Origin of the sequence: Pseudomonas sp. GD04091 (assembly GCF_029836165.1) — a bacterium.
Classification (GTDB): domain Bacteria; phylum Pseudomonadota; class Gammaproteobacteria; order Pseudomonadales; family Pseudomonadaceae; genus Aquipseudomonas.
In genome coordinates this window covers 27,659-47,571 of the sequence record NZ_JAOEBG010000031.1, presented here as the reverse complement: position 1 = coordinate 47,571, position 19,913 = coordinate 27,659, and the positions used below count along the sequence as shown (strand labels likewise).

The window sequence follows — 19,913 nt, the reverse complement described above, 5'->3', positions numbered from 1 at the left end:
TGTTGAACTGAAACGCCAACGCCCCGGTTCGCCGGGGCGTTGGCGTTTCTGACACTTCACCGCTGCAAATCGCTGGGAAATTTCTCACGTCCGTTGGGAACGGTCTTACTCAGCCTGCCCGCCATGCTCACTAATAATCCTTCTTGCCAACTGCACTAACGCCGTAAGGCACGACACCCTCAAGGAGATTTATTCGTGAAACGTCTTTTCATGGCCCTTCCCCTGGCATTGCTCACCACCGCCGTGGCGCATGCCGCTGATCCCATCGAAAAGCAGGTTCAGGTGACCGCCACGGTGCCGACCGATGCCTTCTATGTGGAGCCGGTGGGCGGTAACTGGATGAACGACCCGCAAGAGCTGGGCTGGAACTCGTTCCGCGGCGAACTGCAGGCGATCACCAAGCAGCTGCAGGTCAAGTCCACCGTCGGCCCGATCTCGGCCTATCTGCTGTCGCCCGCCGCCATCACCAGCGGCACCAACAGCATCGGCCTGGACATCAAGGTGGCCGATACCGTGCTGAGCACCACCTCGACCGAAGTGGTGTCCCAGGCCCAGGCCGCGCCAGGCGCGGTGGTCGGCTTCGAAATCGCGGCCCAGGCCGCGCCTTCGACCGGTTATGTGCCAGGCAACTACCAGGGGCTGGTCAGCATGATGTTCGAAACCGCCGCGCCGACCCCGTAAAGCACTGCCCACCCTACCTTTCCGTTGTTCCCTGTCCTTCATCTCCGGGGTTTCGACCCCGGTGGTGAGGGAAGCCTACCTGCATAAGAAAATGATCAAGCATTCTTTCATTGCTACGCTGCGCGGCTTGCTCGGCGTGGGCGTCTTGTTCGTGCCTTTGCCGACCTGGGCGGATAGTGCCCGTGGCGTGCTGCCAGGTCTGGGTCAGGCCCAGGGACTGCCACGGGAGTTCGAAGCGCATTTCTTCGACGTGCCACTGGCCGTACGCGTCGACCTCGACGGTCGCTACCTGGGCGATGCGATGGTGGTGCTGTCGCGGGACCAGCGCGTGCAGTTGCTCGAGTTCACCGAAACCCTGGAAAGCCAGGAGCCGGAAAGCGTGCGTCGGCGCTGGCAGGAACGCCTGGCCGATGGCCGCGCGCTGGGCGACTGCCGCAGCCAGTGTGCCGATGGGCTGCTGGCCGTGCACTACAGCCTGGTCAACTCGCAGCTTTCGTTGCTGACCAGCCAGGCCGAGGCAAGTGCCGGCGAAAGCCGCTATCACCGCCTGCCCGAGCACGGCAGCCGGGGCCTGTTGCTGCGCAACCAGCTCAACCTGGTGGGTGATGGGCGCGAGACCAGTGGCCGCTATGCCCTGCAGGGGCAGACCAGCCTGGGCAACTGGACCGGTTTCGCCGATGCCCAGCTCGATCGCGGCAGTGACAGCCAGCAGAGCACCCGCTACCGCCTCGATCAACCCTACGGTGAGCGTCTGCATGACGACCTGTTCTTCCGCCTGGGCTACTTCACCCCAGGCGTTCAAGGGCTGGTGCGCCAGCCGCGAGTGTTCGGCAGCAGCCCGGACACCACCCTGGGCCTGATGCTGGGCAGCAGCGACAGCCTGGCCATCGACAGCGCGGCGCCCAGCGCCACCCCCATCTATGTCACGCCCGATCGCCCGGGTGTGGTGGAGATCTATCGCAACGGCGTGCTGATCAACAGCCAGCCGGTACAGCCTGGCCTGCAGACCCTCGATACCCGGGTGCTGCCAGGCGGCATCTATGAGGTCGAAGTGCGTCTGGTGGAAGACGGCCAGGTCACTTCGCGTACCCAGGAATTCATCTACAAGCCCAGCAACTGGGGGGCCTCCGACTCCCGCTGGCGCTACAACGTTTATGTCGGCCGCCAGGACAGCCTGCTGAACAACTGGCAGGAAGAGCACGAGGACAGCCTCAGTGCCGGGGTCATGGCCAACTACCTGCTGCACCCGCGTGCCGTGCTGGGCCTGTCGAGCCAGCGCATCGACGAACGCATGCAGTACAGCACCTCGCTGGACTGGACCGTGCGCGAGCGCGCCAACCTTTACCTGAATCTGTTCCAGACCCAGGGGCACGGCACCGGTTACGACGTGCAGGGGGTCTACAGCTACGACCTCGGCTCGCTGGTGTTCAGCCACAACCGTTCGTGGATCGAGACCGCCCGCGGTTTCGACGACGGCCCGGTGCGCCAGCAGAACAGCCAGACCTCGCTGTCGCTCAATCACCGTCTCGACCAGCGCAACACTGCGACCGTGCGGGTCACCCGCAGCAGTGGCGAGTCCAGTGGCATGTCCTACGACCTGGGGTGGTCCTACTTCGGCAAGCTGGGTGGTTCCGACGCCACCTGGCGCCTGTCGCTGTTCGACCGGCCGGGCACCCGCGCCACCGACGAGGCGCGCAGCCGGGGCGTCAACCTGAGCCTGAGCATGAGCCTCGGCGAGCCTGGCAAGCGCCTGTCGGCAAGCCTCGGCAGCCGGACCTCGCGCGATGGCGGGCGTGACCGCAACGCCTCGGTGTCGTACCAGCAGGATGTCGACCTGGGCGCCGTGCGCACCCTCACCGGCACCGCCACGGTGGACCGCTATGGCGCCGGCTTCACCGGGCACGCCAACTTCGAGAACCGCTGGTTGCATGGTGACGGTTATGTCCAGCAATCCTCCTACAACGGCGAGGTCAGCGGTGGCCTGAACCTGGAAAGCATGGTGGCCGTGGGCGGTGGAAAGATGGCCATGAGCGGCCAGTACCTGCCGCACCAGGCCGGCCTGATCATCGATGTCGATACCGACCTCGACGGGCTGCGCCTGCGCGCCGATGACCACCATGGCGCCAGCGCGGTGCTGCGTGCCGGGCGCAACATCGTGCCGGTCAGCGCCTTCAAGTCCGGCCATGTGCAGTTCGACTTCGAGGATGGCGGCAGCGCCGCGGCGGTGATCCAGCCGTCGAGCGTCGACTATCACCTCAATCGTGGCGGCGTGGAGTACCGACAGTTGCATGTGCTGCGCACGGTCACGGTGCTGGGCCGGCTGCTCGATGCCCAGGGACAGCCGATGCGCGGAGCGCTGGTGATCAACCACGCCAGCCGTGGGGTCAGCGAGGCCGACGGACATTTCGCGGTGGAGATGAGCGAGTCGACGCCGACCCTGGAGATCCGCAGCGCGGGGGCGGTCGCCTGTCTGCTGACACTCGACCCCGCACACTTGTCCAGAGAGGAGGACGTGCTGTTGGCCGGTGACGTGCGCTGCCTGCCCAAGGGCCTCGCGGGAGCCGATGGCGCGAGCCAGGGGAGGGACAGCTGATGGCGCCTTTGCCGGTGATGCAACCACGATTTGAGCCGGCGCCGCGGCGTCTGACTGTTGAACAGAGAAGGAGCACGTCGATGCTGGCTGTACGTGAGTGGGTCGCGAAGCGATCTTGCCGATTCACGGGATTGATACTGGGGATGATGGCGCTGGGGGCACAGGCGGCCGAAGTGACATTCACAGCACAGTATCGTGGCGAAGCCAGTGGTCGCTTCGAGAACACCACGCGCCAGGCGGGATTCTGCGGGCGTTGGCCGACCCACTGCTCTGGCGTGCAGACGGTCGGACTGCCACTGTCCTACATGAAGAGTTCCACGGCCTATGCCAGCGACCCGCGGGATGAGTTCTACGTCAAGCTACCGGAGCGCCGTACGATCTATGTGCGTGGGCCCATCTCGGGTGAAAGCTACCCGATGACCTTCGAGCTCCTCGGCGTGAGCCAGCGCGTGCATGAGCCAAGCAACAGCAACCCTGTTTTCACGCGTTACCCCAGGGGAGGGTGTACGTACGCGATCACCTATTCGATTGGCCAATGGACCATGTACCTGTGGAACGTGACGAACCCACAGCAACCTCAGCCGTGCTATTCCCGTGGGCAGGAAGCCAACCCCGGCGATGTGCTCACCAGTTATGTGGAAAACATGGCCGTGTCCTATCAATTGAGCATGCCTTCGCCATTGGCCATGAAGCCTGGCATTTATGTCGGCAGCGAGACCTATACGGTCGGCCCTGGCATGGACTTCGACTTCGGCAATGGCGTTACCGGGCTTAACGCCAACAGCCTGACCCTGAACTTCGAACTGGATGTCCAGCATGCCTTCGTCATCGATTTCCCCCCCGGGTCGGAGCGTGCCGTGCTCGAACCGCCGGGAGGGTGGATGGGCTGGTTGTCCCGTGGCCAGCCACCGCAACGCTTGTACCGTGACTTGCTGTTCCGGATCTGGTCGAGCGGGCCGTTCACGGCCTACAAGCTGTGCCAGTACCCCGTCGGCGATCACTGCGGGATTCGCAACGCCGCCAACCATGAAGTGCCGGTTAGGGTCGGCGTCAGCCTGCCGGGAGGCATCCGGGCGCAAGGCAACAAAGAGGTGAACCAGCTCGAACTGCCTACCGGGCAGGACGCGGCATTGCCGTTCGAGGCCATGAGCACGGTGTTCAACCGCAGCGGGCAGCTGCATTTCGAAGTGCAGCGAGAGCACGCCAAGGAGATGCTCGAGCATCCAGGCAGTACCTACCGGGGCGACGTGACGGTGGTGTTCGATGCGGATATGTGACAAGGGAAGACTAAAAATGGCGTTTCGGAAATATCCCACGAGCTATTCGGCTGCTTCCTCGGGCGGCGTTGGCGAACAATGTCACTTTGACAGCACTCATCACTTCTCGCAGGAGGCTTGAAATGAATGTCCGATGGCTGATCACCCTGGTATTGCTGTTGACTCCCTTGCCGCTGCTGGCGGCCCCCGAAATCAACGTCGGCGCCCTGTACGACTACCTGGAGGGCGGCAAGAGCACCTTGCTCAAGCGGGTGCGCAATGGTGGCGACACCACTGCATTCGTCAAGATCAGCCTGGCCGAGCTGGTCTATGACGGTGACGGCGCCCCACGGGAGGTCGACCAGGACAGCCTGGTGCTGGCCGAGCGTGGCGTGGTGGCGAGCCCGGCACGCCTGATCGTGCCGGCCAAGGGCATGCAGGCGGTGCGCTTGCTGTATCGCGGCGAGCGCGAACGCGAGCGCTACTTCCGGGTACGCTTCGTGCCGGTACTGCCCGAAACCCAGGATGGTTTCGGCGTCAGTGCGGCCGAAGCCGAGGAGTACCGCGAAGGGCTCACGGCGGGCGTCAACCTGTTGGCCGGCTATGGCTCATTGCTGTTCATCCGCCCACTCGAACCCCGCTACGGCACCGCCATCGACGAGCAACCCGGCGAGCTCAAGGTCAGCAATGCCGGCAACGCCACGGTGATCCTCGATCGCTTCCGCCATTGCAGCGCCGACGGCCTCCAGTGCGAAACCATGACCAAGCATCACCTGTTGCCCGGCCACGCCAGGCGTTTCCCGCGACAGGCGGGCTGGACCTACCAGTTCGACCTGCTCGAAGGAGACAGTCGGCGCGAGCTGACGATAGGCGGTTGATCATGGGCGTTCCCGTGCACAAAGCGCTGGTCGTCGACGACCATCCCTTCATTCGTGCCAGTGTCAGCATGCAGTTGCGCATGGATCAGCTCGATGTGGTCGGCCAGGCCGACAATGGCATCGAAGCCATCCGGCTGGCGCGCGAGCACAATCCTGACGTGGTGATCCTCGACCTGCTGATTCCCGGGCTCGACGGCCTGGAGGTGATCAGCCGGATCAAGTCCATGGAGCGTCCGGCCAAGATCGTCGTGCTCACCTCGCAACTGGCGGAGAGTTTCTCGCTGCGTTGCATGAAGGCAGGCGCGGCGGGTTTCGTGTCCAAGACCGAGGACCTGCAAGCCCTGAGCAAGGCCGTGCTGGCCGTTCTTTCCGGCTACACCTATTTTCCGGACGTGGCGCTGAGTTCGGTGAACCGCCGCGAGCTGGAGGACAGTGAAGCGCAAAACATCGCCAGCCTCAGCGATCGTGAACTGGTCATCCTGCAACAACTGGCCCGCGGCTTGAGCAACAAAGCGATCGGCGAAGCCATGCTGCTGAGCAACAAGACCATCAGCACGTACAAGGCGCGTTTGATCGAGAAGCTGAAGGTCAGCTCGGTGATCGACATGGCGGATATCGCGCGCCGCAATGGGCTGATATAGCACCTTGCGCGGCTTTTTCCTGTTGTGGGCGATGTTCTGTTGCTTGCTGTTGCCATCTGCGGCGCTGGCCGCGGAGCAGTGCCTGGCGGCGTGCGACGGGGGAGGGCCGCAAGGCCTGGGAAAGCCCTCCGCCGTGCCGCCTGAGCGCTCCCTGTCAGGCAGCACGGCCCGCAACACCGGGGCTGATGGCTGGTCTGGGTCAGTGCTCGGCTCAATGCGGCGCTGGTACGAACATGCCGCGTTGTCGATGGCGTTGCTGTGCGGGGTGGGTTGGCTGCGTCAGTGGCGCAGGTCCGCAGCCCAGGAGCGGGTGTTGAACCATCGGCTGCTGACGTTGCGAGCCTTGCTCGATGGCGTGCCCCATCCTGTGTATCTCTGTGATCGTCAGGGGCGCTTGGTCGACTGCAACAGCAGCTTCCTGCAGGCCGAAGATGCCAGTCGCGAGCAACTGCTGGGGCGTCCTCCCGGCATGGTTGCGGCTCAGGTCTGGCGGCAGGCGCGGGACCAGGTGCTGGGTAGCGGTCAGGCCTGGGAGCGGGAGTGCTGCGCGGTGCTTGCCGATGGCCGCCATTGCCGGCTCTCGCACTGGCTGCGGCCAGCGCCAGGCGGGCAGTGGGTCGCCGCAGGTTGGGTCGATACCACCGAGCGCCCGCGCGGTGGCCGGCGTACCGCCGAGACTGCCGAGCGCCTGCTTGACCATCTGTGCCAGGAGGCGCGTGGGTCCCTTGGGAACGTGCTTGGCATGCTCGAGCGCGCTTTACCGCAGCTTGCCCAACGCGCGCTGGAATACCAGTCGATCGACCAGGCCGCGCGCGCGGCCCGCGACCTTTCGGCCCAGCTGTCCTGTGCTCACGACGCCTGGCTGCTGCAGGCCGGCAAGCGCGTACTGGCCATGCAGCCGGTATCGTTGCGCGAGCACTTCAGCATGCTGGTCGAGGTCTGCGAGCAACGCTGGCGCAGCAGGGGGTGGCAGCTACCCCTGGATTACCAGGGGCCTTCGCGGGTCATTGCGCAGCTCGACCCGGTACGGGTGCAGCAACTGGTGTCGTGCGTGCTGGCGCATGTCTTCAGGTTCACCCATCAGGGGCGCGTGCGGCTGGGTTTGAAAGTGATGGTGGTCGGCGCAGGGGTGCGACTGCGGTTGCGCATCGAGTCGGCGGCCAAAGGCATGAACGAAGAGGACCTGGCCCTGTCCATCGGGCGCGCCCTGTGTGCATCGATGGGGGGGCAGTTGCGTGCTGGCCGGCGGCGCATCGATATCCGCATGCGCTTGCCCGCAGCGTCGGTCGGCGCGGCCCCCGCGCGATCGCGGTCCACCGTGCCGGCCAGCAGCCCCCGGCTGCGCGTCCTGGTAGTGGACGATCATCCTGCCAACCGTCTGTTGCTGTGCCTGCAGCTCAGGCGCCTGGGTCACCTGGTCGAGGCGGCGGAGGATGGCGGCCAGGCAATCCGCGCCTGCGTGGGGCGGCCATTCGACGTGGTGATCAGCGACTGCGGCATGCCGGTGATGGATGGCTATGCGCTGGCAAGGGCGATCCGTCTCTACGAGTCGCGCCAGGGCCTTCGCCCCTGCCTGCTGGTCGGGGTCAGCGGGCGCTCCACGCCGTTCGGCATGGAGCGCTGCCTGGCGGCGGGCATGGACCAATGCCTGCTCAAGCCGATGACCCTGGCGCAACTGCACGAAGTGCTGTTGTGGCATGAGCGCGGTCCGGATGCGGAGGAAGGGGGCGCGATCGACCTTGGCGAACTCGAGCGGTTGACCGCGGGCAATTCGCAGGCGTTGACCGGCCTGCTGGAGGATTTGCTGCAGGCCAATCGCGATGACCTGCGGCGCTTGCGCCACCATGCGCAGCGCTGCGACCTGGGGGCGCTGGCCAATCTTGCGCATCGGATCAAGGGCGGCGTGCGCATCATCAAGGCATGGGGCCTGGTCGAGGCCTGCGAGCGCCTGGAGCACTGCTGCGGCCATGCCTCGACGGATGATCCTGAAGTGAAGGCCCGGCTGATGGTACTGATGCGCGAAGTACTGTGGCTGGAGGTCCGACTGCGACGCTATCGGGCCCATCATCTGTTGGGAAATTCTGTCTGAATGCCAAGGAAATTTCCTCGTTCATTGACGGGCGCCTTCGCTGCAGGATGGCTGCTCTACCAGGCGATGCCAAGGGAGGTCGGGGGCTGTGCGGGAGATGCGCGTGCTGGTGCTGGAAGACCATGGTTTTCAGCGCACGATGGCGGTAAGAGGTTTTGTCACCCTGGGCTGTGGCCAGGTCCTGGAGGCGGCCTGTGCCAGCGAGGCACTGGCCCTGCTGCAGCACGTCGGTGCGGTGGACCTGGTGGTATGCGACCTGCGCGAGCGGGGTAGCGACGGCATGGACGGCCTGGAGTTCATCCATCGCGCCGGTCTGGCGGGCCTGGCCAGGGCGGTGCTGATCAGCGATGAACTGCCGGCGGACCTGCGCCGCAGCGTGCGTCAGGTGATCGAGCGGTTGGGCATGGGATTTATCGGTGACCTCGCCAAGCCATTGCTGGCGGAGCCCCTGGAGCGCATCCTCGCCCAGGGCACCACGGATTCGTTGCTCAGTGGACACGCGCCGCAGCCGCAACCTGCCCGGGCCGACGTGCTTGGCGCCTTGCGTGACGAGGCGTTCCTGACACGTTACCTGCCGAGTTTCGATCTGCGCAGCAACAAGGTCGAGAGCGTGCATGTCGTGGCGGCCTGGCAGCATCCGCGCTTTGGCAGGGTCGGGCCCGAAACGTTCATGAGCATGGTCGAGCATGTCGGGCTGCATGACGAGCTGCTGTTGATGCTGCTGCGCCAGGCGCTGGTGTTCGTACGTACCTCGGGCGAGCCGAACCTGCGCCTGATCTTGCGTCTGACGGCCGACCAACTGGCCTCGAACAGGCTGTTCGCGCGCCTGCTCGAACTGCTGCATGACTTTCCCTCCCGCCCTCACTCGTTGTGTTTCGAATTATCGGGTCGAGGGTTGTACCGTCTGCCTGTGCAAGGACTGGAAAACCTGTTGCGCCTGAACATGCTGGGCTGTGAGCTCGGGCTGGCGGAATTCGGCAGCGACCAGGCCGGCAGTTCGCTGCTGTGCGAGCTGCCGATCACCCGCCTGCGCTTGAGTGCGCGTCTGGCCCAGGGGCTGCCCGAGCAGGCGCGCTGTCGCAGCGTCATCCAGCATTGCCAGAACCTCGCCCGGGCATTGCAGGTGACCATGGCAGTGAGCGGTGTCGGTACCGCGCGACAATGCCTGGCGCTGCAACGCCTGGGTTGCGAGATTGCCCAGGGCGACTATTTCACCGGGCCGGTGGAAGGCAGCGCGCTGTTACGGCGCCTGCGCCAGGAGCAGCAAGCGCCTGCCTGAGCGCGTGCCGCAGGTCAGATCCGCCCGAGCAGCAGCAGGATCAGCAGCACCACCAGCACCACGCCGACGATACCGGACGGGCCGTAGCCCCAGCTGCGCGAGTGCGGGAAGACCGGCAGGCCACCGATCAGCAGCAGGATGAGAATGATGATGAGGATGGTGGTCATGGCGGAGTCCTTGCGTGGTTGAAGGGCGAGGGGCTCGGAATGCTGGCCGCTTACATGTCCGACTGTGCCGTGTGCGCAAAGATTCAATCGGGTTCGGCCACGGATGCACGGATACTCGCTTATTCAGCATCCTGATGCCGCACCGCCCGGGCCGTCGTTCTGGCTAGACTCCAGCGCATTCCCACTGTTCAAGGCGCAGCACCATGCACAACCGAATGATGATCACCGGAGCCGGTTCCGGCCTGGGTCGCGAGATTGCCCTGCGCTGGGCCCGTGATGGCTGGCAGCTGGCCTTGGCCGATGTCAACGAGGCAGGTCTGCGCGAGACGCTGGCGCTGGTGCGCGAGGCCGGCGGCGACGGTTTCACCCAGCGCTGCGATGTACGCGACTACAGCCAGCTGACGGCGCTGGCGCAGGCCTGTGAAGAAAAGCTGGGCGGTGTGGACGTGATCGTCAACAACGCCGGTGTCGCTTCGGGCGGCTTCTTCGCCGACTTGTCGCTGGAGGACTGGGACTGGCAGATCGCGGTCAACCTGATGGGCGTGGTCAAGGGCTGCAAGGCCTTCCTGCCGCTGCTCGAGCGCAGCCGTGGGCGGATCATCAACATCGCCTCCATGGCCGCGCTGATGCAAGGTCCGGGCATGAGCAACTACAACGTGGCCAAGGCCGGGGTGCTGGCGTTGTCCGAGAGCCTGCTGGTCGAATTGCGCCAGGTCGAGGTGGCGGTGCACGTGGTCTGTCCATCGTTCTTCCAGACCAACCTGCTCGACTCGTTCCGTGGGCCGGATCCGGCGATGAAGGCACAGGTCGGCAAGTTGCTGGAGGGCTCGCCGATCAGCGCCGCCGACATCGCCGAACACATCCATGCCCGGGTCGCCGCCGGCGAGTTCCTCATTCTGCCGCACGAGGCCGGGCGCCAGGCCTGGCAGCTCAAGTGCCAGGCGCCACAGCGCCTCTACGATGAAATGGCGGACATGGCGGTGAAGATGAGGGCGAAGGCGCGCAAGGCGGGAAATTGAAAGAAACTTCTGTAGGTTTTTTTACCGTTCGCGGTCGGTCATGTCTATTTCTGTGGTGAACGATTGAGTAGGCAAAAGCCGACAAGGCAGTCTCCGATTTTCCCTTGAGCTGTGAGGATCGGAGCATGCTGGTAATCGGACGGGAAGTGGGCCAGGTCATCGTCATCGCCGAGAACATCAGGATCCAGGTGATGGCCGTGGAAAACGGTCAGGTGCGTTTCGGCATCGTCGCGCCACGTGACGTGGATGTGCACCGGGTCGAGGTGTACCAGAGAATCAAGGCACTGGCGCGGGAAAAGGAGCAGGCCTGAGCCGCGTCACGCGCTCAGTCGAACAGTTCCGGTGGAACGTCGTGCCTGGCCAGCAGTTGGCACTGCTGGCTTTCCAGGTCGAACAGGATGAACGCCTGCCCCTTGGGCAGGGCCTGGCGCACGCGCAGCACCCGGGTTTCCAGGGGGGTGTCGTCGCCATTGTCGGTGCCGTCGCGGGTGACGAAGTCTTCGATCAGGCGGGTCAGGGTTTCGGCTTCGAGTTGGTCGTAGGGGATCAGCATGGCCTGGGCGAGGGTGGTGAGCGTGTGCGCATGCTACGTGAAATTTCCGGTCATGCGCAGGGGGCCCCACAGGTCGGCATCAGCCCTTGTTCCCCAGCAGGCTGTCGACCGCCGGTACCCGGGTGTCGCTTTCCATCTGCGTGTCGTGCTCCAGCTGGTGGCTGAAGCGCTCCAGCGAGGCGCTGGCCGGCTGCGAATCGCTGGCGAACACCGGCGGGCTGAGCAGGTAGGCGCCGAGCAGGCGACTGAGCGCCGCCAGGCTGTCGATGTGGGTGCGCTCGTAGCCATGGGTGGCGTCGCAACCGAACGCCACCAGCGCGGTGCGGATATCGTGCCCGGCGGTCACCGCAGAGTGGGCGTCGCTGAAGTAGTAGCGGAACAGGTCGCGGCGCACCGGCAGGTCCTGGTCGCCGGCCAGTTTCAGCAGATGGCGTGACAGGTGGTAGTCGTAGGGGCCGGACGAGTCCTGCATGGCCACGCTCACCGCATGCTCGCTGGAGGCCTGGCCAGGCGCGACCGGGGCGATATCGATACCGACGAATTCGCTGACATCCCAGGGCAGGGCGCCCGCGGCGCCCGAGCCGGTCTCCTCGGTGATGGTGAACAGTGGGTGGCAGTCGATCAGAGGTTGGCGGCCGCTTTCCACCACGGCCTTGAGCGCGGCCAGCAACGCCGCGACCCCTGCCTTGTCGTCCAGGTGACGGGCGCTGATATGACCGCTTTCGGTGAATTCCGGCAGTGGATCGAAGGCGACGAAATCGCCGATGGCGATGCCCAGTGCTTCGCAATCGGCGCGGGTGGCGCAGTAGGCGTCCAGGCGCACTTCGACGTGGTCCCAACTGATCGGCATCTGGTCGATGGCGGTGTTGAAGGCATGTCCGCTGGCCATCAAGGGCAGCACGCTGCCGCGGTACACGCCGGTGTCGGTGAATACGCTGACCCGGCTACCCTCGGCGAAGCGGCTCGACCAGCAACCCACTGGGGCCAGGGCCAGGCGGCCGTTGTCCTGAAGCTGGCGCACGCTGGCGCCGATGGTGTCCAGGTGCGCCGACACGGCGCGGTCGGGCGAGCTCTGGCGTCCCTTGAGGGTGGCGCGGATGGTGCCGCGCCGGGTCAACTCGAAAGGGATGCCCAGCTCGTCCAGGCGTTCGGCGACGTAACGCACGATGGTATCGGTGAAACCGGTGGGGCTGGGGATGGCGAGCATCTCCAGGAGGACTTTCTTGAGGTAGTCGAGATCGGGTTCGAGGTGTTGTTCGAGCATGGGTACTCCTCGGTTCTTGCATTGGTTTCTCGGCGGGCGAGCGGCTCCACAGGTCGATCACCGCCCTTGATGTCGGTGCGGCACCGGTGGGAGCGGGCTTGCCCGCGAAGCGGCCTTGATGGATTTACGCCAGGGCCCGGCTATGGGGAAACAGCAGGTCGACGAAGCGCTCGGCGGTAGGCTGCGGTTCATGGTTGGCCAGCCCCGCGCGTTCGTTGGCTTCGATGATCACGTAGTCCGGGTGTTCGGCATCACGGACCATGAAGTCCAGGCCGACCACCGCGATCTCCAGGGCGCGGGCCGCGCGCACCGCGGCGTCGGCCAGCACCGGGTGCAGGCGTTCGGTGACATCCTCCAGGGTGCCTCCGGTGTGCAGGTTGGCCGTGCGTCGCACGGCCAGGCGCTGACCGGCCGCAAGCACATGGTGGTAGCCCAGTCCCGCGGCCTTGAGGGTGCGCTCGGTCTCTTCGTCGAGCGGAATTCGGCTTTCCCCGCCCGTGGCGGCCTGGCGCCGCCGGCTCTGGGCTTCGATCAGCGCATGGATGTTGTGCCGGCCATCGCCGATCACCTGCGCCGGGTGGCGAATGGCGGCGGCCACCACCTCGTAGCCGATGACCACGATGCGCAGGTCGCTGCCGGGATGGAAGCTTTCCAGCAGCACGCGGCTGTCGAAGCGCCGGGCCTGCTCGACCGCGTGGCTGACCTCTTCGATGCCGCTCAGGTTCACCGCCACGCCCTGGCCCTGTTCGCCATCGACTGGCTTGACCACCACCGCGCCATGCTCCTCGAGGAAGGCCAGGTTGTCGTCGGCGTTGCCCGCCAGCTGCTGCGCCGGCACCTGCAGGCCGGCGTTGTGCAGGGCCTGGCGGGTCAACCGCTTGTCCTGGCAGAGGGTCATGGTGACGGCACTGGTCAGGTCGCTGAGCGATTCACGGCAGCGGATACGGCGCCCGCCCAGGCTGAGGGTGAACAGCCCGGCACTGGCATCGTCCACTTGCACGTCGATGCCACGGCGCAAGGCTTCGTCGACGATGATCCGGGCGTAGGGATTGAGGTCGGCTTCCGGCCCGGGCCCGAGGAACAAGGGCTGGTTGATGCCGTTCTTGCGCTTGACGGCGAAGGTCGGCAGGTTGCGAAACCCTAGTTTGGTGTACAGCCGCTTGGCCTGGCGGTTGTCGTGCAGCACCGACAGGTCGAGGCAGGCGAGCCCGCGGCTCATGAAGTGCTCGACCAGGTGGCGCACCAGCACTTCGCCGACGCCCGGCCGCGTGCAGTGCGGGTCCACCGCCAGGCACCACAGGCTGCAACCGTGCTCGGGGTCGTCGAAGGCCTTGTGATGATCCAGGCCCATGACACTGCCGATCACCGCGTTGCTGTCTTCGTCCTCGGCCAGCCAGTACACCGGCCCGCCGAGGTGGCGTGGGGTCAGCAGCTCGGGATCGACCGGCAGCATGCCGCGTGCCTGGTACAGGGTATTGATCGCCTGCCAGTCCGCCGGGCTCTGCGCCCGGCGGATGCGAAAGCCGCGGAACACCCGTTGCGCCGGCCGGTAGTCGGTGAACCACAGGCGCAGGGTGTCGGAGGGATCGAGGAACAGTTGCTGCGGCGCCTGGGCCAGCACCTGCTGCGGCGCGGCCACGTACAGGGCAATGTCGCGTTCGCCGGCCTGCTCCTCCAGCAAGGCCTCGGCCAGGCACACCGGGTCGGGGTAGGTATGCCCGATCAGCAGCCGCCCCCAGCCACAGTGCACCGCGCGCGGCTGGTCGTGGGGCTCGCTGCCGTCGCCGGCCAGGCGCGCCTGCAGACGCTCGTAGGACGGTGCCTGACCGCGCAGCAGGCGCTGACCGTAGGCGGTTTCGTGGGCTTTCATCGGTCAGATTCCTTGTTCGCTGAGCCACAGGTTCAGGGCCGCCAGCTGCCACAGTTTCGAGCCGCGCAGCGGCGTGAGCTGGCCCTGCGGGTTGCTCAGCAGGCGGTCGAGCATCGCCGGCTCGAACAGGCCCCGGTCCTGGCTGGGGTCGGTCAGCAGTTCGCGCACCCAGTCCAGGGTGGCGCCCTGCAGGTGCTTGAGGCCGGGTACCGGGAAGTAGCCTTTCTTGCGGTCGATCACCTCGTGGGGGATCACCCGACGCGCCGCATGCTTGAGCACCTGTTTGCCGCCGTCGGGCAGCTTGAAGCGGGCCGGGATGCGCGCGGAGAGCTCCACCAGGCGGTAGTCGAGGAACGGCGTGCGCGCCTCCAGGCCCCAGGCCATGGTCATGTTGTCCACGCGCTTGACCGGGTCGTCCACCAGCATCACCGTGCTGTCCAGGCGCAGGGCCTTGTCCACCGCGTCCGGCGCGCCGGGGCGGGCGAAGTGCTCACGGACGAAGTCGCCGGCCACATCGCTTTCCAGGCGCCACGGCGCTTGCACGGTGTCGCGGTACTCGGCGTGGCTGCGGTCGAAGAAGGCGTCGCGGTAGGCGCCGAAGGCATCCTCGGCGCCATCCACCTGCGGGTACCAGTGGTAGCCGGCGAACAGCTCGTCGGCGCCCTGGCCGCTCTGCACCCCCTTGCAGTGCTTCGCCACCTCGCGCGACAGCAGGTAGAAGGCGATGCAGTCGTGGCTGACCATCGGCTCGCTCATGGCGCGGAAGGCGGCCGGCAGCTGCTCGATGATCTCGCGTTCGGCGATGCGCAACTGGTGGTGGCGGGTGCCGTAGTGGCGGGCGATCAGGTCGGAGTACTGGAACTCGTCGCCGCGTTCGCCGCCGGCATCCTCGAAACCGATGGAGAAGGTCGACAGGTCGTCCACGCCGGCTTCGCGCAGCAGGCCCACCAGCAGGCTGGAGTCGACGCCGCCCGAGAGCAGCACGCCGACGTCCACGGCGGCGCGCTGGCGGATCGCCACGGCGTCGCGGGTGGCATCGAGCACGCGAGTGGTCCAGCCTTCAAGATCGAGTTCGCGTTCATCCGGATTCGGCCCGTAGTGCAGTTGCCACCAGGTCTGGCGCTCGACTTCGCCGTGGCGGTCGACACGCATCCAGGTGCCGGGCTCGAGCTTCTGCACGTTGGCCAGCAGGGTGCGCGGCGCGGGCACCACGGCGTGGAAGTTCAGGTAGTGGTTGAGGGCGACGGGGTCGATCAGCGGGTCGATGTCTCCACCCTTGAGCAGCGCCGGCAGGGTCGAGGCGAAGCGCAGGCGCTCGCCGTTGCGCGACAGGTACAGCGGCTTGACGCCGAGACGGTCGCGGGCCAGGAACAGGCGCTGGCTGTCGCGTTCCCAGATGGCCAGGGCGAACATGCCGTTGAGCTTGGGCAGCAGCGCCGCGCCCCAGGCGTGGTAGCCCTTGAGCAGCACTTCGGTGTCGCCTTCGGAGCAGAAGCTGTAGCCCAGGTCCTGCAGCTCCTGGCGCAGCTCGGGGAAGTTGTAGATGGCGCCGTTGAACGCCAGCGAAAGGCCCAGACCGTTGTCGACCATGGGCTGGGCCGAGCCGTCGGACAGGTCCATGATCTTCAGGCGCCGGTGACCGAGGGCGATCGGGCCCTGGCTATGGAAGCCCCAGGCGTCCGGGCCGCGAGGGGCCAGGTGATGGGTGATGCGCTCCACCGCGGCGAGGTCCGCCGGGCGGGGGGCTTGGTCGATGGGGGTGAAACGTAACTCTCCTGCTAATCCGCACATAAGTCCTTACCGGTTTTGCCGTTGGGGAGGTGTGCCCTTGAGGTGGGCACTTAGGTAGGGACCGGGGTGGGTTGTGAGAGTTTTAGATCATTCTGTTATATGGGATGAGTGGCCTTCGGGGCTCGTCGCGGTCTTTTCGCCGGTGCTACTGGCGATCTCGCTATTTGCCGCGAATCAGCCGACGCAGCGCAAAGCGGTTGGGATGACAGGCCTCGGCCACCGCTCTGGGCACCGGCAACGGCTCACCGCTGACCCATGCGGCAATCAACTCACCGGACAGCAGCGCGGTGATCAACCCCCGCGAGCCATGCCCACTGTTCACATACAACCCCTCCAGCCAGGGGCATGCCACGTCCGGTACCTGCCGCGCATCCTTGCCCAGCAGCGCGTAGCGTTCGGCGAACGCCTCGGCGTCCGCCAGCGGCCCGACGATGGGCAGGTAGTCGGGGCTGGTGCAACGGAACGCCGCCCGGCCCTGCAACCCTGCCGGGTCGAGGCCGGCGCTACCCAGGCGTGCGGCCAGGTCGAGGGAAATTTCATCGAGCAGCGCCAGGTTGCCCTGGTGTTCGGCGACCGTGGGCGCAAGGTCCTGGTTATGGAAGTCGAAACTGGCGCCGAGGGTGTGCTCGTCGTCGCGCGGTGGCGCCACGTAGCCCTCGGCGCAAACCACCGTGCGCAGCGTGCGGCTGGCCTCGGTGGCCGGCAGGCGGGTGATCTGCCCGCGAATGCGCTTGAGCGGCAGCCCGGCGCAGGCCGGGAACTGGCGTACTTCGGCGGCACCGGCCAGCACCACCAGTGGCGCGCTGGCCAGCAGGTGCTCGCCATCCCAGGCTTGCCAGAGGCCGTCGGCCTTGCGTAGCTCGAGCACGTTGGCATGGCTGAGCAGGCGGATGCGCGGGTGGTCCAGCTGCGCCTTGCACAGTGCGGGCGGATGGACCCAGCCACCTTCGGGGTAGAACAGGCCGCCGCTGGCCAGCGCGACGCCGGCCACGGTTTCGGCCTGCTCGCGGTCCAGGCTGCGCAGCAGGCTGTGGTCGAAGGCGCTGGCCAGCTTGGCCTGGCGCTTGCCTTCCTGGTCGTCGAAGGCCAGTTGCAGCACGCCGCAGGCGTCCCAGTCACGGCCGCGCTGCAAGTGTTCGAGCCAGCGTCGGGTGTAACCGAAGCCGGCCAGGATCATTTGCGAAAGCGCGGTGCCATGGGCGGAGAGCTTGAGGTACAGCACGCCCTGTGGATTGCCCGAGGCTTCTCGCGCCGGGCCATCGTGGCGCTCCAGTACATCGACCTGCCACCCTCGGCTGGCCAGGCTGCGCGCCGTGGCGCTGCCGGCCAGGCCGGCGCCGATCACCAGCGCTTCGCGCGGGCCGGGCAAGGGCGCGGGACGTGCGTACCAAGGCACGGCGGGCGCTGTTTCGGCGGCGCGGTACACACCGTGCATCACCTCCCATTTCTTGCCGATGCCCGGCACCTTTTTCATGCTGAAACCGGCCTCGATCAGCGATCGACGCACCCAGCCGGTGGTGGTGAAGGTGCCCAGCGTCGTGCCGGGCCGGGACAGGCGCGCTAGCTGGGCGAACAGCTCGGGTGTCCACATGTCGGGGTTCTTCGCTGGGGCGAAGCCATCGAGGAACCAGGCATCGATCGGTGCGTCGAGCTGCGGCAGCTGCGCCAGCGCGTCGCCGATCATCAGGGTAAGGGTGATGCGGCCGCCGTCCAGGCTGAACTGCTGAAAGCCCGGGTGAATCGCCACGTACTGTTCCAGCAGTGGTCCGCTGAAAGCGGCCAGCTCAGGCCATAGCTGCGCGGCGCGGCGCAGGTCGGCGTGGGTCAGCGGATATTTTTCGACGCTGACGAAGTGCAGGCGTGCCTCGGCGTGAGCCACTTCGGCGAACAGCTGCCAGGCGCAGAAAAAGTTCATGCCGGTGCCGAACCCGGTCTCCCCGATCACCAGGCAGGCGTGCGGCGCCAGTTCGGCAAAGCGCTGGCGCAGGTGGTTCTGTTCGATGAACACATGCAGCGTTTCGTCGATGCCTTCGTTCTTGGCGAAGTAGACATCGTCGTAGTGCCGCGAGTAGGGACGGCCTTGGTCGTCCCAGTCGATCTGGGCGTGCGGGGGGAGGGGCGTGTCGGACATGGTCATATACGAGCTGCAGGTTGCGCGCTTCGAGCTGCAAGAAAAAAGCGAATAGTGGCACGACCTGCTATTTCTTGCAGCTCGAAGCTTGTAGCTTGTAGCCGATCCATTGAAGGAGCCCTCCATGTTCGAATCCGCCGAAATCGGTCACAGCATCGACAAGGACACCTACGAAGCCGAAGTTCCCGCCCTGCGCGAGGCTTTGCTCGAAGCCCAGTACGAACTCAAGCAGCAGGCGCGTTTTCCGGTGATCGTGCTGATCAACGGCATCGAGGGCGCCGGCAAGGGCGAGACGGTCAAGCTGCTCAACGAGTGGATGGACCCGCGCCTGATCGAGGTGCGCACGTTCGACCAGCAGACCGACGAGGAACTCGCCCGCCCACCGGCCTGGCGCTACTGGCGGGCGCTGCCGCCGAAGGGGCGGATGGGCGTGTTCTTCGGCAACTGGTACAGCCAGATGATCGAAGGCCGGGTGCATGGTCAGTTCAAGGATGCCGTGCTCGACCAGGCCATCGCCGGCGCCGAGCGCCTGGAGCAGATGCTGTGCGACGAGGGCGCGCTGATCATCAAGTTCTGGTTCCACCTGTCGAAGAAGCAGATGAAGGCGCGACTCAAGGCGCTCAAGGACGACCCGTTGCGCAAGTGGCGCATCAGCCCGCTGGACTGGCAGCAATCGGAAACCTACGACCGCTTCGTGCGCTTCGGCGAGCGCGTGCTGCGCCGCACCAGCCGCGACTACGCCCCCTGGCATGTGATCGAGGGTGTCGATCCGCACTACCGCAGCCTGGCGGTGGGGCGCATCCTGCTGGAGAGTCTGCAGGCGGCGCTGGCCAGCAATCCCAAGGGCAAGCACCAGGGCAATGTCGCGCCATTGGGGCGCAGCATCGACCAGAAGAGCCTGATCGGTGCCCTGGACATGACCCTGCGCCTGGACAAGCACGACTACCAGGAGCAACTGGTGACCGAACAGGCGCGCCTGGCCGGCCTGCTGCGCGACAAGCACATGCGCCGGCATGCGCTGGTGGCGGTGTTCGAGGGCAACGACGCGGCCGGCAAGGGCGGCGCGATCCGCCGTGTGGCGGCGGCGCTGGACCCGCGCCAGTACCGCATCGTGCCGATCGCCGCGCCCACTGAAGAAGAGCGTGCCCAACCTTATCTGTGGCGGTTCTGGCGGCATATTCCGGCGCGGGGCAAGTTCACCATCTTCGACCGCTCCTGGTACGGCCGGGTGCTGGTGGAGCGGGTCGAGGGCTTCTGCAGCCCGGCGGACTGGATGCGTGCCTATGGCGAGATCAACGATTTCGAGGAGCAGTTGAGCAACGCCGGTGTGGTGCTGGTCAAGTTCTGGCTGGCCATCGACCAGCAGACCCAGCTGGAGCGCTTCGAGGAGCGCGAGCAGATCCCGTTCAAACGCTACAAGATCACCGAGGAAGACTGGCGCAACCGCGACAAGTGGGACCTCTACACCGAGGCGGTGGGCGACATGGTCGATCGCACCAGCACCGAGATCGCGCCGTGGACGCTGGTGGAGGCCAACGACAAGCGCTGGGCACGGGTGAAGGTGCTGCGCACCATCAACCAGGCGCTGGAAGCTGCGTTCGCCAAGGATAAAAAGTAGTCCGTGGAGGCATCTTCGCGGGCAGGCCCGCTCCCACAGGTATGGCGCATGGCTCGAGATCAGTGGGGTCGCTGTGGGAGCGG

At 66.0% G+C, this 19,913-nt stretch carries 16 protein-coding genes; 10 read left to right on the top strand and 6 right to left on the bottom strand.

Annotated elements, in window-relative coordinates; all coding sequences use genetic code 11:
* Positions 1-195: 195 nt before the first annotated feature.
* The 7 genes from N7422_RS25200 to N7422_RS25170 all read left to right on the top strand — a co-directional run bounded on the left by N7422_RS25200 (position 196) and on the right by N7422_RS25170 (position 9,417).
* Positions 196-681 carry a CS1 type fimbrial major subunit gene (locus N7422_RS25200; RefSeq protein ID WP_279809058.1) on the top strand — a complete coding sequence of 162 codons (486 nt, stop codon included), beginning with the start codon at positions 196-198 and terminating at the stop codon, positions 679-681.
* A gap of 91 nt (positions 682-772) precedes the next feature.
* On the top strand, positions 773-3,274 hold the full coding sequence (locus N7422_RS25195; RefSeq protein ID WP_279809057.1) for a TcfC E-set like domain-containing protein: 2,502 nt from the start codon (positions 773-775) through the stop codon (positions 3,272-3,274).
* Between the two features lie 173 nt (positions 3,275-3,447).
* The gene (locus tag N7422_RS25190; RefSeq protein WP_279809056.1) at positions 3,448-4,551 is read left to right on the top strand and encodes a hypothetical protein; all 1,104 of its coding nucleotides are present in this window, start codon (positions 3,448-3,450) and stop codon (positions 4,549-4,551) included.
* Between the two features lie 122 nt (positions 4,552-4,673).
* Positions 4,674-5,408, top strand: coding sequence for a molecular chaperone (locus N7422_RS25185; RefSeq protein WP_279809055.1), 735 nt, complete (start codon positions 4,674-4,676; stop codon positions 5,406-5,408).
* A 14-nt stretch (positions 5,409-5,422) separates the two neighbouring features.
* A complete protein-coding gene (locus tag N7422_RS25180; protein ID WP_279809066.1) occupies positions 5,423-6,049 on the top strand; it encodes a response regulator transcription factor in 627 nt (208 codons plus the stop codon).
* A 313-nt stretch (positions 6,050-6,362) separates the two neighbouring features.
* Complete coding sequence (locus tag N7422_RS25175) at positions 6,363-8,138, top strand: response regulator (RefSeq protein ID WP_279809054.1); 1,776 nt, start codon at positions 6,363-6,365, stop codon at positions 8,136-8,138.
* A gap of 97 nt (positions 8,139-8,235) precedes the next feature.
* Positions 8,236-9,417 carry an EAL domain-containing protein gene (locus N7422_RS25170; RefSeq protein WP_279809065.1) on the top strand — a complete coding sequence of 394 codons (1,182 nt, stop codon included), beginning with the start codon at positions 8,236-8,238 and terminating at the stop codon, positions 9,415-9,417.
* A 14-nt stretch (positions 9,418-9,431) separates the two neighbouring features.
* On the opposite strand, the gene N7422_RS25165 is transcribed toward N7422_RS25170, so the two are convergent.
* Positions 9,432-9,584: a DUF3309 family protein gene (locus N7422_RS25165; RefSeq protein ID WP_110736482.1), complete on the bottom strand. Its 153-nt coding sequence runs from the start codon at positions 9,582-9,584 to the stop codon at positions 9,432-9,434.
* Between the two features lie 203 nt (positions 9,585-9,787).
* Between N7422_RS25165 and N7422_RS25160 the strand changes: the two genes are divergently transcribed.
* Positions 9,788-10,603 (top strand): SDR family oxidoreductase, encoded by an 816-nt coding sequence (locus N7422_RS25160; RefSeq protein ID WP_279809053.1) that lies wholly within the window; start codon positions 9,788-9,790, stop codon positions 10,601-10,603.
* 125 nt (positions 10,604-10,728) lie between these two features.
* Entirely contained in the window at positions 10,729-10,914 is a 186-nt protein-coding gene (locus tag N7422_RS25155) for a carbon storage regulator (protein WP_279809052.1), read from the top strand.
* 14 nt (positions 10,915-10,928) lie between these two features.
* Here N7422_RS25155 and N7422_RS25150 read toward each other — a convergent pair whose 3' ends face one another.
* The 5 genes from N7422_RS25150 to mnmC form a co-directional block, all read right to left on the bottom strand.
* The gene (locus tag N7422_RS25150; protein WP_279809051.1) at positions 10,929-11,156 is read right to left on the bottom strand and encodes a YheU family protein; all 228 of its coding nucleotides are present in this window, start codon (positions 11,154-11,156) and stop codon (positions 10,929-10,931) included.
* A gap of 79 nt (positions 11,157-11,235) precedes the next feature.
* Complete coding sequence (locus N7422_RS25145) at positions 11,236-12,420, bottom strand: osmoprotectant NAGGN system M42 family peptidase (RefSeq protein WP_279809050.1); 1,185 nt, start codon at positions 12,418-12,420, stop codon at positions 11,236-11,238.
* 124 nt (positions 12,421-12,544) lie between these two features.
* Positions 12,545-14,290: an N-acetylglutaminylglutamine synthetase gene (gene ngg, locus N7422_RS25140; protein ID WP_279809049.1), complete on the bottom strand. Its 1,746-nt coding sequence runs from the start codon at positions 14,288-14,290 to the stop codon at positions 12,545-12,547.
* A gap of 3 nt (positions 14,291-14,293) precedes the next feature.
* Complete coding sequence (locus N7422_RS25135) at positions 14,294-16,081, bottom strand: N-acetylglutaminylglutamine amidotransferase (RefSeq protein WP_279809048.1); 1,788 nt, start codon at positions 16,079-16,081, stop codon at positions 14,294-14,296.
* A gap of 160 nt (positions 16,082-16,241) precedes the next feature.
* On the bottom strand, positions 16,242-18,212 hold the full coding sequence (mnmC, locus tag N7422_RS25130) for a bifunctional tRNA (5-methylaminomethyl-2-thiouridine)(34)-methyltransferase MnmD/FAD-dependent 5-carboxymethylaminomethyl-2-thiouridine(34) oxidoreductase MnmC (protein ID WP_279809047.1): 1,971 nt from the start codon (positions 18,210-18,212) through the stop codon (positions 16,242-16,244).
* A 124-nt stretch (positions 18,213-18,336) separates the two neighbouring features.
* On the opposite strand from mnmC, the gene pap reads away from it, so the two are divergent.
* Positions 18,337-19,830, top strand: coding sequence for a polyphosphate:AMP phosphotransferase (gene pap, locus N7422_RS25125; RefSeq protein WP_279809046.1), 1,494 nt, complete (start codon positions 18,337-18,339; stop codon positions 19,828-19,830).
* The last annotated feature ends 83 nt before the right edge of the window (positions 19,831-19,913 follow it).

Excerpts from the sequence above, each read along its gene's own strand:
- pap (WP_279809046.1), top strand. The coding sequence starts at position 18,337 with ATGTTCGAATCCGCCGAAATCGGTCACAGCATCGACAAGGACACCTAC.
- N7422_RS25195 (WP_279809057.1), top strand. The coding sequence starts at position 773 with ATGATCAAGCATTCTTTCATTGCTACGCTGCGCGGCTTGCTCGGCGTG.
- N7422_RS25145 (WP_279809050.1), bottom strand. The coding sequence starts at position 12,420 with ATGCTCGAACAACACCTCGAACCCGATCTCGACTACCTCAAGAAAGTC.
- mnmC (WP_279809047.1), bottom strand. The coding sequence starts at position 18,212 with ATGTCCGACACGCCCCTCCCCCCGCACGCCCAGATCGACTGGGACGAC.
- N7422_RS25165 (WP_110736482.1), bottom strand. The coding sequence starts at position 9,584 with ATGACCACCATCCTCATCATCATTCTCATCCTGCTGCTGATCGGTGGC.
- N7422_RS25155 (WP_279809052.1), top strand. The coding sequence starts at position 10,729 with ATGCTGGTAATCGGACGGGAAGTGGGCCAGGTCATCGTCATCGCCGAG.
- N7422_RS25170 (WP_279809065.1), top strand. The coding sequence starts at position 8,236 with ATGCGCGTGCTGGTGCTGGAAGACCATGGTTTTCAGCGCACGATGGCG.
- N7422_RS25185 (WP_279809055.1), top strand. The coding sequence starts at position 4,674 with ATGAATGTCCGATGGCTGATCACCCTGGTATTGCTGTTGACTCCCTTG.
- N7422_RS25150 (WP_279809051.1), bottom strand. The coding sequence starts at position 11,156 with ATGCTGATCCCCTACGACCAACTCGAAGCCGAAACCCTGACCCGCCTG.
- N7422_RS25135 (WP_279809048.1), bottom strand. The coding sequence starts at position 16,081 with ATGTGCGGATTAGCAGGAGAGTTACGTTTCACCCCCATCGACCAAGCC.
- N7422_RS25160 (WP_279809053.1), top strand. The coding sequence starts at position 9,788 with ATGCACAACCGAATGATGATCACCGGAGCCGGTTCCGGCCTGGGTCGC.
- ngg (WP_279809049.1), bottom strand. The coding sequence starts at position 14,290 with ATGAAAGCCCACGAAACCGCCTACGGTCAGCGCCTGCTGCGCGGTCAG.